This window comes from Sphingorhabdus sp. (assembly GCF_041737645.1).
Lineage (GTDB): Bacteria > Pseudomonadota > Alphaproteobacteria > Sphingomonadales > Sphingomonadaceae > Sphingorhabdus_B.
Genome location: NZ_JBGSRI010000070.1, coordinates 40785 through 53825 on the forward strand (window position 1 = coordinate 40785; position 13041 = coordinate 53825).

Sequence of the window (13041 nt, forward strand, 5' to 3'; positions counted from 1 at the left end):
GCCTATACATAGCGCGGCGGAGTGCCGCCAGCCTCCATCGCCGAACCGATGCGACTTCGTACCTCAGCCGATATGGCCTTTCGGTCAGGATAATGCGCTGGATCAAATGGTTCGAGAAAATGCAAGGTTGCAGTTATCGGCTTTAGATAGGACAAAAGACGCCAGAAATTATCTGTCACTTTTTCATCGCCAACCCACGCGATCCTGGGGGTGTGATGTCCATAATTTATATAGACGGGTTGTACCAGCATGCCGGGCGGCGGCGGCACCAATGCCGCGAATAACGAGGGTTTGAACGGCAACAGTCCTGTTCCATCGTGCGTGGTGCCTTCCGGGAAAATCGTCACCGGCTGGTCACTGGTCATGGCTTCACGCAAATCATCGACCTGATTGCCGATGTTTAGCCTGTTTTCGCGGCTGACAAATATCGTATTATTGATCTTGCAAAGCCATCCGATGAGCGGCCAGCCTTCGATACTGTCATTCGCAACAAAAGTGCAGCCGGTAACGCCTGACATGACCGGTATATCGATCCAGCTATGGTGATTGGCGGCGTAAAAGACATTTCGGCGGATGCGCGTGCCGGTGGTTGCGGTCGCAATGCCGCTGGTCCAACTGATCGACAGTAAAAACAACCGCGGCCAAGGTGAGCTTTGGCCAAACACGCGCCATATATTATGCAATATCAGTGCGAAAATCAGGCTGCTTGTCATCAACAGCAACCGGAAAAGGAACATCAACTGGCCTGCTAAAAATGCGACAGGGGTGCGTCGCTCAATCTTTACGGTCGATGGCGACGCCATATAACTCCATCCGGTGGTCGACCAGGCGATAGCCAAGCCGTTCAGCGATTACTTTTTGAAGCGCCTCAAGTTCAGGATCAACAAATTCGACAACTTTACCGGTTTCAACATCGATCAAATGGTCGTGATGCGCCTCGGGTGATGCTTCGTATCGGGCGCGTCCGTCGCCGAAGTCATGGCGGTCCAATATGCCTGCCTCTTCAAACAGGCGGACAGTTCTATAAACTGTCGCAATCGATATTTTCGGGTCAATTGCGGAAGACCGCCGATAAAGCTCTTCGACATCGGGGTGGTCCGCCGCGTCCGAGATGACGCGCGCAATGACGCGGCGTTGATCCGTGATGCGGAGACCGCGTTCTTGGCATAATGCCTCAATATCGATTTTCGTGTCCATCGTGTGCGATGTTTAGTGAGGCCCTGCGATTCGTCAAAGAAAAAGGCCGGGCATACACCCGGCCTTCAGTCTCTCGCTTCCAGTTATGGTATTGCCGTTGTTGGAAAGTCGCTTATTTAACTTTCTTTTTCCGACCTGACCCTGGGGCCCGCCCGAGGCCAATAGCCTTGGCTAACACGCGGCGTTGCTCGGCATAAGCAGGAGCGACCATCGGGTAATCGGCGGCAAGGCCCCATTTCGCCCGATAATCGTCAGGAGTCATGCCGTAGTGCGTCATAAGATGACGTTTCAGCATTTTCAGTTTCTTGCCGTCTTCTAGACAAACGATATAATCTTTCTTGATTGACGTGCGAATAGGGACAGCGGGCTCTAATGGTGCTTCGACTACAACAACTTCTGTCGATAAACCTGCAAGTGCGGCGTGAACATTTCCGATCAGTGTCGGAACGTCCGAAACGGCAACGCTGTTATTACTTACATGTGCAGCAACAATATCGGCAGTTAAAGTGATCAGCAATTCTGCTGCATCGATACTTTCTTGTGACATCTAAATTCTCCATGACCCCATTTTTTTGTTTTACTAGCGAATATGGAATTATAGATGATGCCAAATCAAGTCAATGAAACTATAGAATGTAAGACATTGTGATCGCGTCGGGTCGTAGGCCGTCATCGCTGTTATAATAATTTTTTCGTCGACCAATCGGTTCAAAACCAATGTTGCTATAAAAATCCATTGCATTATTTCCGTCTCGGCATTCAAGAAATAATTGACTTCTATTTCCAATAGTCGCGTTTTTTATCGTCTCGATTAACAATAAACTTCCGATTTTTTGTCTTTGCCGATCTTTGACGACCCCGATCATAAGCAATTCTTCTGTGTCCAATACCCAGCGACTGATTGAAAACCCCAAAACGGCGTCATCGGCTTTTGCGATCAACAACCGGCAATCGGGCATGGCCAAAGCGGAAAGGCACTGCGCCGCTGTCCATGCTTCGCCAAATGCAGGATCGAAGGCATCGCTCATTATCGGCATGATAGTTGCGATGTCGGTTGCATCGCCTTCAACAATTTCTATCATGACATAACCATAGCCGGCTTGGCATCAGGAGCGCGGCCATATAACGGGGAGGGGGCAAGATTTGGCAACTCCCTTATCAAGTGCCATTTTTGGGCGTCGGGTAACACGTCGATCCAGATTTTGTCATCGATTCCGGGATCAAAATCGCCACCAATATATTTGGCGTGGCAAAAAGCAGCGATGGTTTCAGGCTTGATGGAAACTGTGGGTGAAATAGCGTTGCAGGCGGTGTCAAAACTTCCGGAAAAATATTCTCCGTGACCACCCGTCATTACGATATCAATTGCATTCACAACCGGGCATTTTTCAAAAGTCATGGCGGCGACCAATGATAAACAAGAATAGCCATGCACCGGGATATTCCATGCAAAGCCTAAAGCTTTTGCTGCCGCAACACCAATCCGTATTCCGGTAAAGCTGCCAGGGCCTATATCGACCAAAATCTGGTCGGCGCGTCCGCGCTCCGGTAATGCCGCTATCAAAGGCAAAAGACGTTCGGCATGCCCGCGGCCAATCACTTCAAAACTTGCGGCAATAATCTTGTCGTCACGGTAAAGCGCGACGGAGCAGGCTTTTGTCGCGGTATCGATGACCAAACTACGCATGCAATCAGGCTAACGATTCAGGCTATTGTATTGAAGCGATCGAAATTCGGACGTGGGCTGCGTTCGAAAATGCTGGCAGGGTCACCATATCCTAGCGTCGAAATGAAGTTTGATTTGACCTTGGTACCGGCAAAGAAAGCCGCATCGACAGCATCGTTGCTGAAACCAGACATGGCACCTGTATCAAGTCCAAGTGCGCGAGCGGCCATAATGAAGTAGGCACCTTGCAAGCTTGAATTTCGAAATGCGGTTTTTTCAATCAATTCGTCATTACCGACAAACCAGCTACGGGCATCGGTATGAGGGAACAGATCGGGAAGCTGTTCGTAAAACTCCATATCCATTCCGATAATAGCAGTAACCGGCGCTTTCAAAATCTTGTCGCCATTGGCGGGCGCAGCGAGCGCTGCCAGCTTTGCTTTCGCATCTGTGCTCACGCACCAAACAATGCGTGCGGGCAAGCAATTGGCCGATGTTGGTCCAAATTTCAAAAGTTCCCAAATCGCTTCAAGCTGTGCCTCGCTGACTGCTGTATCGAGATATCCGTTGTACGTGCGTGCTGTTCGGAACAACTGGTCTAAGGCGGCATCTTGCAATGGCATATTCATCAATAGGGTATCTTTCAATATTTTGCAAAATCAGGCGGCGCGGACTTCAGTTACTTCTGGAACATAATGCTTCAAAAGCTGTTCGATGCCATTTTTCAAGGTTGCGGACGAAGAGGGGCATCCCGAACAGGCGCCCTGCATTTGCAAAAATACGACGCCCTTTTGAAAACCGCGATACACAATGTCGCCACCATCATTGGCCACGGCCGGCCGGACGCGAGTCTCTATCAGTTCTTTGATCTGTACAACGATATCTTCATCGGCTGGGTCGTCGAGAGGAAAGTCCGAGTTCCCGGAGGGTACCGAAAATCCTGCTGAAGGAGCATGAAACAGGGGCATATTGGCGCTGAAATGATCGAGCAATATCCCCAGAACGTCGGGTTTTAGCCCGGCCCAGTCTACGCCCGGTGCAGCGGTCACAGAAATAAATTCGCGCCCAAAGAAAACACCTGTCACATCGCCAAGGCTAAAAAGCGCCTCGGCCAAAGGCGATGCGGCCGCCTCTTCAGGATCAGCAAAATCGCGGGTGCCGGTTTCCATCACGATTTGGCCGGGAAGAAATTTGATGGTCGCGGGGTTCGGGGTGAGTTCGGTTTCTATCAGCATGATGCATATGTGGTGCGAGGTGCGCGAAAGTGCAAGCGAGTTTTCCTTGACAGGCAGCAAGCAACTGTCATCCCGATCTAGGGTCCTGACCCTAAAGATTTCGGAGCACAGACATGGTCGATCAAAGCGGAAAAACGGTTTGGGTAACGGGCGCTTCATCCGGCATTGGTGAAGCTTTGGCAAAAGCTTTTGTCGCCGACGGTGGCTCGGCCATATTATCCGGTCGGAAAGTGCCGGAATTAGAACGCGTCATGCGAGAGACTGGCGCGCCCGAACGCTGCCATATTCTGCCATTCGACACCCAGGATTTTGACGTTCTCGAACAGATGGTGGCAACGGCGGTGGCGTTTCGTGGTGCGGTGGATATATTAATAAACAATGCGGGAATTTCCCAACGTTCTTTGGCAATTGATACCGATTTTTCTGTTTATGATCAGATTATTTCTGTCGACTTGCTTGCGCCAATCGCGCTTACGCAAAAGCTGTTGCCTCATTTAATTGAACGCGGGTCTGGTCAGCTCGTGATGATATCCAGCGTCGCGGGCAAAGCCGGGGTCCCGTTGCGAACCGCATATTGTGCCGCAAAGCACGGCCTAATAGGATATAGTGATGCGTTGAGAAGTGAAATCGCGGGGCAGGGGATTGGTGTGCTCGTGGTTGCACCGGGTTCGGTTCGAACCAATGTATCGCGTAATGCGTTGAACGCCGACGGCTCAGCGCGTGGAAGCAGCGATGCTGCAATCGAAAATGGCATTGACCCTGCTGTGGTCGCCAGCACGATCTGGAATGCAGTGGCAGATGGAAAGCGGGAAATCGTGATTGCTGAAGGAATGGAAGCCAGCATCCCGGTGCTGCGTGCCCAAGATCCGGAGAAGCTTTTTGACATGGTTGAGGCTATGGTCGCTAATGGCTACGCCCAAAAGCTGGCGGCACAGCCTTAGAATCGATTTGACGGACGTTCAATTGCGTCCGGCTCGTAGGGCTGCTCCGGCTGCGAATGGTGAAAGTGCGGCTATAGCAACAGCGGTCGCCGCTAGGAGTTGCATGGCATTGCCCGGGTCATCCGACAATGTACCCGCTCCAAAAATGAGTATCGGTATTGCCAGTGGAATAAGTAATAATCCGCCTAATGCACTCGCCCCGTTTAATCCTGCGGTGAGTGCTGAAATAGTGACGGCAAGTCCTGATAGCGCTGGCAATGCAAAAGCAAGTCCAATGAGCAATGTCTGCAGCTTTGATTCTGGTAGGCCGATTAGAGCTGATGCTATGATCGTGGCCAATAACAGGGGGATCGCGAAAGCGAATAATTGGCCAACTATCTTAACGACAGCAATCAGCTCATCTGACCATCCACGAATGTTCAATTGGTCTAAAACTCCGCTTTGACGATCAGGCAAAATGAGCCGTTCAACGGGCAAAAGCGTTGAAAGCAAAGCGGCGATCCATAATATGCCGCCACCGGTGCGTGCGAGCAAGGCTTTGTCAGGTCCGGTGACAAAAGGGAAAAGCGTTGCAACCGCGAGATAAAAGATAACGGGCAACCAGATGCCGCCACCAATCCAAGCAAGCCGAATTTCACGAACAACCAATTGGATGAATTTTTTCATGCCGCGTGCTCCAAACGGTCAAGCACGACACTTTGCGATACATTGATGGAGGGTGACTGATGCGCGGCGAGTAAAGTTATGCCGCCTGCGTTCGAATGCGCGACAATGGCGGCGTCCAAATGTGCGGTACTTGCGCTGTCCAATCCGTTATAAGGTTCGTCCAGCAACCAAATCGATGCTTTCGATGCCAGTATCCGCGCCAGCCCGGCGCGCTTTCGCTGGCCGGTTGATAAATAACGGACCGGGACTTCTGATAAGGACATTATGTCCATCGCCGTCATCGATACAACACTGTCTTGCGGCGTTGCATTATCAAGGAACGCCCAAAATTGCAATGCTTTGGAAAGCGGTAGATTGGATTCAAGGGCCAGATTCTCGTCTGATAAAGCCACTGTCCCGATAATATCGACCGTTCCTGAATGGATATCCAAAAGGCCTGCGATAGCCCGCAATAATGTAGATTTGCCACTGCCGTTAGCGCCTCTGATCCAGACGGTATCGCCCTGCGTTGCGGCTAGATTTATGGCATTCAGCACAAACCGGTTGCCGCGAAATATCGCAACATTTTTGAGATGGAGTGATGATCGATGGGCTTGACGGGCTGTCATGCGCCGACATAGGCATGAATTATACGAATTGCAAAACCGGGATGATATAATGGCACTGCGAAGTCTGGATGATAATGAAAGGGCCACGGCGCTTAGCCACTTGCCCAAGTGGACTTATGATGCAGCTTCCAAGGGAATCCGCAGAGAATTGATATTTTCAGATTTTGCCGAAGCGTTCGGTTTCATGGCGCGCGTCGCAATATTGGCCGAAAAAGCGGACCATCATCCTGAGTGGTTCAATGTCTATAACCGTGTTGAAATTCATCTGACAACCCACGACGCCGGTGGGCTATCCCAACGAGATATTTCAATGGCCGCTCTGATTGACCAGATTACGTCTTAGGTTGGACAACGTCCCCGAGACCCTCCAACAGCCCGAGAGATTTTCTGAGCCGGTTCGGGAACCATCTCGCGGAAAAAGCCAGTTGCTTGGCCATTTTGTTGACGGTCGTATGCACCTGGTCGCCATGAATTGCGTTCCAGGCCGCCGGGCCGATGATGGAAACAGGGCTGACTTCGATACCCACGGACTGCAGCTTTTCTTTACCGGACATGTTACTGCCCACGTCAACCGCGCCAATTATGTTCGTGTCGATAAATCCGGGCATCAGGCTTCGTGATTTGATACCCAGTCGCCGCCATTCGATGTCATGTGCTTCGGCAAGGCCGCGCACGGCAAATTTGGTTGCGCTGTAAACGCTGAGGCCCGCTGACCCGTAAATGCCCGCCGCTGAACTGGTGTAGAGGACGCAGGCTTCCGGCGTGTTTTTCAACAGATCGAAACAGGCGCGCGTGCCGCTGATGACGCCTGTCAGGTTGACAGCGATCATCATGTCAATTTCATCGTCTGTCATGTCCTGAATGGGGCCACCAGTTCCGATTCCGGCATTGTTGAACAACACCGTCATTTGCCCGCCGGTATGTCCGGCGAATTCGGCGACCGCTTTTTTCCACTGCGCCCGGTCGGTCACATCCAGCTTATGCGTTGAACTCATTCCGGGGGGCAGCAGCTTTGCCGTTTCCGCAAGGCCAGCCGTATCGACGTCGGCAAGGCCGATAAACCAGCCGACATTGGCAAAATAACGGGCCACTTCACGGCCCAGACCGGACGCGGCTCCGGTTACAAACATGCTCTTTTGTTTTTCAGCCATCTTGGCGACTCTCCCGTTTACACAAATGTCAGCGACATCAATTTGACGTTCGCGTCAACTGTTTCTTGCCGTCGCCATAAAGGCTGGATAAATCCGGCGTTCCCAAGGAGTAGATATGTTTCGCATTTTCCCCCTGCTTTTCCTTCTTTTCGCCAGCCTGAACCCAGTTGCGGCTAAAGCGGAGGTTATCGCGACGTTTTACAGCCATGATTTCGGCGACCATTTTCCGCACGCTTTTGTGAAGCTGAAGGGCAAAGTCGATTCGACCGGCGAACAGGTCGACACCAATTATGGCTTTACCGCCGTCAGCGTTTCGCCCGCCATTCTGATGGGGTCGGTAAAGGGTATGATCGAAACCAAGGGCGACAAATATATTGCTAGCAGTAACCCGCATTTTTCGCTGCGTCTATCGGATCTGGAATATGCAAAGTTGATCGCGCTGGTCGACAAATGGCGGAATATGCCGGGTAAAAGCTATAGCTTGAACAGCCGCAATTGCGTCCATTTCGCGATGGAGGCTGCGGCGCTGCTGGGATTGACCGTCAACCGGAAGAGCAAATTTTTCAAAAAGCCGAAAAGCTTCGTCTTGGAAATGATGAAGCTCAATCCCGGTTTGAAACTTTAGATAGCCTGAAAACCCTTGGCGTAAATATGCCAGGTGAAAATCGCCGCAGCACCCCGGTGCGGCCGCCATTTTTCGGCCAGCACCCGGATTTCCTTTTCCGATGGACGTGCGTCCAACTTTAACAGACGTCCGACGCCTTCCTGCACCGCAAGATCGCCCGCGGGCCAGATATCGGTCCTGCCTTCGGCGAACAAAAGATATATCTCCGCCGACCAGCGACCGATGCCTTTGACTTTGGTGAGATACGCAATGGCTTCCTCGTCATCGGTGGGCAGGGTGTCGAGGGGGAGTTCGCCGGTGACGACCAGCTCGGCCAGCGAACGGGCATAGCCCTGTTTCTGACGGCTGAGGCCACAGGCGCGCAAGGCATCGAAATCCTGCTCAATCAGCTTGTGCGCCGCACAACCGTCGCCGAGCAATGCCTCCAGCTTGTTCCAAACCGAGGCCGCAGAGGCCACGCTGACCTGCTGGCCGACGATGGTTCGTAACAATGTGGAATAGCCGGGCTCGCGAATGCGCGCTTCGGGATAGCCGGTTGCAGCGATGGCTTGGGCAAAGCCAGGCTCGATCTGCGCCAGCGAATCAAGCGCGTCCTTTAGTCCTTGCGCCGAAATACCCATCAGCCGACTAGCTTCAGCAACGCCATCGGCGCGCCGTAAAGGGCAGGGCCGACATCCCAGCGCAGCGTTTGCATGCCATTGGCGTCCTCCGGCCCGTCTTCACTGTTATTGGCCAAAATGCGCGCATCGGTGGTGAGGGTGAAGGTGCCCTTTATCGCAATGGGCTCGGCAGGCATCTTGTCGGTGCCGCCTTTGCCCATGAAACCTGCTGCCATGCTGCCCATGCCGATCAGCGTGCTGAGCGACATTTCGGGATCGGTGCGAAAAGCAGGTGCCTCGACACGCAGACGGCCATTGTCCCAGCGCGTGATATGGATCATCGGTTCGCCCAGCGCGTATCGTGGAATTACGGGAAAGGCAAAGTCGTCCGCCAGTTTGCCGCTGGTGCTGTAATCGATCATAAAAACGCCATTGCCCAGATGCTCGACCTTGTTCCACGCGGCGAGACGCTCGACCTCTCGCGTGAAGCGCTTGATGGTTTCGGGATTTTTCGGATCAATTCCGCCCAGCATCATTTCGGCCATCTTGCGACCTTGTTCATCGCGCTTTTTCTTTTCGGCCTGTTCGATGTCCCAATTGACCTTTTGTTCCTTGATTTCCGCAGCGGTGCACTCGCGTTCATTGCTGTTCCACGAATTGACTGCGGCCTTTGCGGCGGCGGCGGCGGCATCTGCAGCCGCACCAGCGGCATCCGCTGCGGCGGCTTCGGCCGCGATATTCGCCTCTTCTTCCTGCGTTTTCTGCTCGTCCTGAAATGCCAGTACATTTGACCGCCAGTTCGACCCCGGAACAAGGCCTAACACCGGACCACCGACCGCGGCGACATCATCGCGTTTCAGGTCGATCTCCATCGTTTCGCTGTTTTCGGTCGTCGGCTCGATCGTATCGTTCCAGCACACCGCCTTGAACTCGGCCGAAGTCTTGTTGCCCAAAAAGTCGTTGTCCAGCAAATTGGCAAGGCCAACCAGTTGGATCTGCCCCTTATAGGTAAAATTGAAATCGCCGTTCTTGCGTACGGTCATTGCCGACACAAATTCCCCGGGCAGGATCAGGCACCCGCCGAGTGAAAAACAGGCGATCGTGGCAACCGCCGCTTTTGCCCATGTCGTGACCAGACTCTTTTGCATGGCGATTCCCCTTCGCGTTCAGCCTCTGCGTACCGTTGCCGCATAGAGCGCAATGGCGGCGGCATTGGATACGTTGAGCGATTCCATCTGCTCACTGATTGGCAGTTTTGCCAATTGGTCGCAATGCTCCTCGATATTATGCCGCAAACCGTCGCCTTCCGCGCCGAGCACCAGCGCATTGCGCCCGGGGGTGAGCGCCTGATCCAGCGTTGCGGTTGCATGGCCGGAAAGCCCGATCCGCCAATAGCCCGCTTCAGCGATTTCTTCCAGCGCACGGGCCAGATTAACCACCCGCACCCACGGCGTAATTTCAATCCCGCCCGATGCCGCTTTTGCCAATGCGCCGGATTCGGGCGGTGCATGCCGGTCTTGGGTTATGACAGCCACCGCGTTGAACGCCGCAGCGGTACGAAAAATCGCGCCGACATTATGCGGATCGGTCACCTGATCCAAAATAAGCAATGGCCGCATATCGTTTTCGTCCACCGCCAAAGCGTCGGTCAGCCAGACATCTTCTAGCGGCGCTACTTCAAGCACCAATCCCTGATGCGGGGCGTCCTTTGGCACAAAACGGGCGAGGTCCGCGACCTCTGCAAATTGGACAGACAAACCATCGGGAATGACGATTTTGTCGATCTCTTCGCGCGTGCCCCATAACTTTATGAGGCGCCGTTCGGGGTTGTCGAGCGCGGCATAGACGGCGTGACGGCCGTAAAATTTGGGATTGCCACTAACAGAGGCTGCGCCACGACGACGGTGGCTTTTATGGGAAGACATGGCTTGGGTTCGATCCAATTAAAAAGCGTTAAGTAACGCCCCTTTCCCACTTGAGGCATTGACAGGCAAGTGCCGTTTCGCCATTGGGCTGCTTCCTTAGCGGGACCGGCCCTTATGTTTATGCAGTAAGACCCGCTAAAGACGTGGACAGGTGGCCGAGTGGTTAAAGGCAGCAGACTGTAAATCTGCCCGGTTTTCCGTACGCTGGTTCGAATCCAGCCCTGTCCACCAATACACTGTAAGCCATTGATAGGCTTACAACTTGCTGATTATAAGGGGTATTTTCTGCGTGAGTGATACACGTGTATCATTTACGGAGGATGAAATGGGAACGCTCCCACTATATCTAAAACGTCAGCCTACGGGCATTTATAAATACCGCCGCCGTGTACCAGATAACCTTAAAGGGCAGACGGTCGGGGAAATTGCTTTCCCGGTCTCCGAATGGATTTTATCATTAGGCACCCGCGACCCCTATGAAGCGCGTCAAATGCGTGACGCGCTGGCATCGGAGCATGATAGGCTTATTTATGAAGCCAGCCGACTGCTTGCCGGGGAGGATAATGAGGCTGAGGCCGCTCGGATAACAGAACAACGCCTTGCGGCTGCGGCGGCAGCTAAAGCCAGCGCAGGCCGTCGAGAGGCCCGGTCGGCTCTCAGGGTAGTTTTACGTGAAGCCATGCACGTGAGTACCGCTGCGCTGCCTCCCGAGACTTCCGCCATGCTTGATATTATCCGGGAGGAACGGGAAACCCCGGTCGAAACTATCAAAGCGGCAACGGCAGCGGTGAGGGCTGAAACCGTTTTGCGCGGTGGCCACACGCTTGCCGATGGCATTGCGACATATACGGCTCACCGTGTCGCGAAGCGCACGGGGTCAACAATACGGGCTAATGGTACATCCTTTGCTTTCCTGATTGCGGTGCTGGGGAAGGGCAAGCGGCTGCCGGATGTTACCCGAGAGGATGCTCGGAAAGCATTAGCCATGCTGCATGCCCAGCCCAGTGACCAATGGATAGGCAGGGGCTTGCCCCCATCTCGCCGGGCCAGTTTGGCAGCTAAAGACAATCTGCCGCTACTCGCCAGCAACACTATCAGCGATAGCTATCTGGCATACTGGCGCGCCTTCTTTAAGTATGCGGTGCAAGAAGGCTGGATTGATCGCAGTGTATTTGATGGCCTTGCTGTTGAAGTTGACGGGCGCGACACTGAGAAACGGCAGCCGTTCCCTGAGCATGAACTTGAAAAGCTATTTGGCGGTGCGCCGTGGTCCCCAGCCGATACCGCCCCCAAGGGTAAACCAATCCGATATTGGGGGCCGTTGCTTGCCCTTTATCATGGCTTACGCCGTGGCGAGATTGCCCAGCTAAGGGCTGATCTATTCCGAGAAGACCGGGGTGTAATAATGTTTGATGTATCCGGGGACTTGAAAACAGATAACGCCCATCGGCGGCTGGCCTTACATCCCCTGCTAATTGAACTGGGTTTATTCGATTTAGCAAACCAGCGCGCCAAGCATGGCCTATTGTTTGATGGCGAATTGCCAGACAAGCGCGGCATTTGGGGAGACAAGTTCGGGGACTGGTTTAGCGTACATCGGAAAAGCCGGGGCATCGGGCTAAAGGGCCAGAGCCTTCACGCTCTGCGGCACAACTTTGAGGATGCACTCAGGGAAGCTGAATTGCATCAAACGCCAATCGGGCAATATCTCGGGGGCCGCACTGCCGTTGACGCTGTAGGCGCTGGATACGGTGCAGGGGACAGCCCCCGGAGATTATTCGAGGCGATTAGCAAGGTTCAATATCCCTGCCTGTCACTGGCAAGGCCATAGGACGCCTCAGGATAGCCGCACAGCGCCGATAGGGTAAGATAGCAGTGTGAGTGCCAGCCATTATCAATGGGCCTGTTCGGTTATCCTAGGTGCCTCGGGCAGGATTATACGTTTGCAGCTTCTACCGCTGCCGCTGCCTGCCCAGCCACGGACCCGAGAGGGACGCCGATAGCACGGGCAAGGGCCTCGCCAGTTTTCGGTGATCTGTAGCCACCCTCTGCCGTTCGGACGGCGGGGCTTGCTCCTATGGGGACGCCTGCCCAGCTTCGGGCCGCACGTTCTGACAATGGCGCACGTACAGCGGTGCCGTTGGATAATGTAGGCGGGGCTTGCACGATTTGACGTTGTGCGGCTGGGACAGGGGCAGGCCGAGGCGCTTGGCCGGGTAATGCAAATGCAAATGACTGGCTAACAACCGGGGCCGGGGCAGGCTCTGCCATCATTTCGGGGGCCGTAGTCCGTTCCTGCATTTCATCGAAAGCAGTACCTAGTGCATCGTCTATTGTAAGCCCCGCTAGGGCATCGGCAGAACTTTCCCCAGTCTGGATAGCCAAAGCCATAGCATCGGCCACAATCATCGTCTCTAGGGCTGCTATG

Annotated in this window: 18 protein-coding genes and 1 tRNA gene; 5 read left to right on the forward strand and 14 right to left on the reverse strand. The window is 53.7% G+C overall.

Annotation, left to right across the window (positions count from 1 at the left end; genetic code table 11):
- Nucleotides 1-2 precede the first annotated feature (2 nt).
- From ACEW72_RS13490 to ACEW72_RS13520, 7 genes are all read right to left on the reverse strand, one after another.
- Nucleotides 3-803: a lysophospholipid acyltransferase family protein gene (locus ACEW72_RS13490; protein ID WP_373476908.1), complete on the reverse strand. Its 801-nt coding sequence runs from the start codon at nt 801-803 to the stop codon at nt 3-5.
- Entirely contained in the window at nt 775-1197 is a 423-nt protein-coding gene (locus ACEW72_RS13495) for a Fur family transcriptional regulator (RefSeq protein WP_373476909.1), read from the reverse strand. Before ACEW72_RS13495 ends, ACEW72_RS13490 begins: the two co-directional genes overlap by 29 nt.
- Nucleotides 1198-1309: 112 nt before the next feature.
- On the reverse strand, nt 1310-1744 hold the full coding sequence (locus ACEW72_RS13500) for a MucR family transcriptional regulator (RefSeq protein WP_373476910.1): 435 nt from the start codon (nt 1742-1744) through the stop codon (nt 1310-1312).
- A 79-nt stretch (nt 1745-1823) separates the two neighbouring features.
- Nucleotides 1824-2279 carry a GNAT family N-acetyltransferase gene (locus tag ACEW72_RS13505; protein WP_373476911.1) on the reverse strand — a complete coding sequence of 152 codons (456 nt, stop codon included), beginning with the start codon at nt 2277-2279 and terminating at the stop codon, nt 1824-1826.
- Nucleotides 2276-2884 carry a tRNA (adenosine(37)-N6)-threonylcarbamoyltransferase complex dimerization subunit type 1 TsaB gene (tsaB, locus tag ACEW72_RS13510; RefSeq protein WP_373476912.1) on the reverse strand — a complete coding sequence of 203 codons (609 nt, stop codon included), beginning with the start codon at nt 2882-2884 and terminating at the stop codon, nt 2276-2278. Before tsaB ends, ACEW72_RS13505 begins: the two co-directional genes overlap by 4 nt.
- Before the next feature lie 17 nt (nt 2885-2901).
- Complete coding sequence (locus tag ACEW72_RS13515; RefSeq protein ID WP_373476913.1) at nt 2902-3492, reverse strand: malonic semialdehyde reductase; 591 nt, start codon at nt 3490-3492, stop codon at nt 2902-2904.
- 30 nt (nt 3493-3522) lie between these two features.
- Nucleotides 3523-4098, reverse strand: a complete 576-nt coding sequence (locus ACEW72_RS13520; RefSeq protein ID WP_373476914.1) for a NifU family protein — start codon at nt 4096-4098, stop codon at nt 3523-3525.
- 113 nt (nt 4099-4211) lie between these two features.
- Between ACEW72_RS13520 and ACEW72_RS13525 the strand changes: the two genes are divergently transcribed.
- Nucleotides 4212-5039, forward strand: coding sequence for an SDR family NAD(P)-dependent oxidoreductase (locus ACEW72_RS13525; RefSeq protein ID WP_373476915.1), 828 nt, complete (start codon nt 4212-4214; stop codon nt 5037-5039).
- Between the two features lie 18 nt (nt 5040-5057).
- Here ACEW72_RS13525 and ACEW72_RS13530 read toward each other — a convergent pair whose 3' ends face one another.
- Together ACEW72_RS13530 and ccmA are read right to left on the reverse strand one after the other, a co-directional pair.
- Nucleotides 5058-5705 carry a heme exporter protein CcmB gene (locus ACEW72_RS13530; protein ID WP_373476916.1) on the reverse strand — a complete coding sequence of 216 codons (648 nt, stop codon included), beginning with the start codon at nt 5703-5705 and terminating at the stop codon, nt 5058-5060.
- Nucleotides 5702-6313, reverse strand: a complete 612-nt coding sequence (ccmA, locus tag ACEW72_RS13535) for a heme ABC exporter ATP-binding protein CcmA (RefSeq protein WP_373476917.1) — start codon at nt 6311-6313, stop codon at nt 5702-5704. Before ccmA ends, ACEW72_RS13530 begins: the two co-directional genes overlap by 4 nt.
- A 49-nt stretch (nt 6314-6362) precedes the next feature.
- Here ccmA and ACEW72_RS13540 point away from each other — a divergent pair, with 49 nt between their 5' ends.
- Nucleotides 6363-6656 carry a 4a-hydroxytetrahydrobiopterin dehydratase gene (locus ACEW72_RS13540; protein ID WP_373476918.1) on the forward strand — a complete coding sequence of 98 codons (294 nt, stop codon included), beginning with the start codon at nt 6363-6365 and terminating at the stop codon, nt 6654-6656.
- Here the strand turns inward: ACEW72_RS13540 and ACEW72_RS13545 are convergent.
- The gene (locus ACEW72_RS13545) at nt 6646-7464 is read right to left on the reverse strand and encodes an SDR family oxidoreductase (protein ID WP_373476919.1); all 819 of its coding nucleotides are present in this window, start codon (nt 7462-7464) and stop codon (nt 6646-6648) included. The two genes, ACEW72_RS13540 and ACEW72_RS13545, sit on opposite strands and share 11 nt — an antisense overlap.
- 115 nt (nt 7465-7579) lie before the next feature.
- On the opposite strand from ACEW72_RS13545, the gene ACEW72_RS13550 reads away from it, so the two are divergent.
- On the forward strand, nt 7580-8089 hold the full coding sequence (locus ACEW72_RS13550; protein ID WP_373476920.1) for a hypothetical protein: 510 nt from the start codon (nt 7580-7582) through the stop codon (nt 8087-8089).
- On the opposite strand, the gene ACEW72_RS13555 is transcribed toward ACEW72_RS13550, so the two are convergent.
- From ACEW72_RS13555 to rlmB, 3 genes are read right to left on the reverse strand one after another with little or no spacing between them, the layout of a single operon-like run.
- Nucleotides 8086-8709, reverse strand: a complete 624-nt coding sequence (locus ACEW72_RS13555) for a DNA-3-methyladenine glycosylase (protein ID WP_373476921.1) — start codon at nt 8707-8709, stop codon at nt 8086-8088. The two genes, ACEW72_RS13550 and ACEW72_RS13555, sit on opposite strands and share 4 nt — an antisense overlap.
- Nucleotides 8709-9836, reverse strand: a complete 1128-nt coding sequence (locus tag ACEW72_RS13560) for a hypothetical protein (protein ID WP_373476922.1) — start codon at nt 9834-9836, stop codon at nt 8709-8711. Before ACEW72_RS13560 ends, ACEW72_RS13555 begins: the two co-directional genes overlap by 1 nt.
- Before the next feature lie 18 nt (nt 9837-9854).
- Complete coding sequence (gene rlmB, locus ACEW72_RS13565; protein WP_373476923.1) at nt 9855-10613, reverse strand: 23S rRNA (guanosine(2251)-2'-O)-methyltransferase RlmB; 759 nt, start codon at nt 10611-10613, stop codon at nt 9855-9857.
- 145 nt (nt 10614-10758) lie between these two features.
- On the opposite strand from rlmB, the gene ACEW72_RS13570 reads away from it, so the two are divergent.
- Both ACEW72_RS13570 and ACEW72_RS13575 read left to right on the forward strand, forming a co-directional pair.
- Nucleotides 10759-10844, forward strand: a tRNA-Tyr gene (locus ACEW72_RS13570).
- 94 nt (nt 10845-10938) lie between these two features.
- Nucleotides 10939-12444, forward strand: a complete 1506-nt coding sequence (locus ACEW72_RS13575; protein WP_373476924.1) for a DUF6538 domain-containing protein — start codon at nt 10939-10941, stop codon at nt 12442-12444.
- Nucleotides 12445-12548: 104 nt separating this feature from the next.
- On the opposite strand, the gene ACEW72_RS13580 is transcribed toward ACEW72_RS13575, so the two are convergent.
- Nucleotides 12549-13022: a hypothetical protein gene (locus ACEW72_RS13580; protein ID WP_373476925.1), complete on the reverse strand. Its 474-nt coding sequence runs from the start codon at nt 13020-13022 to the stop codon at nt 12549-12551.
- Nucleotides 13023-13041: the final 19 nt, after the last annotated feature.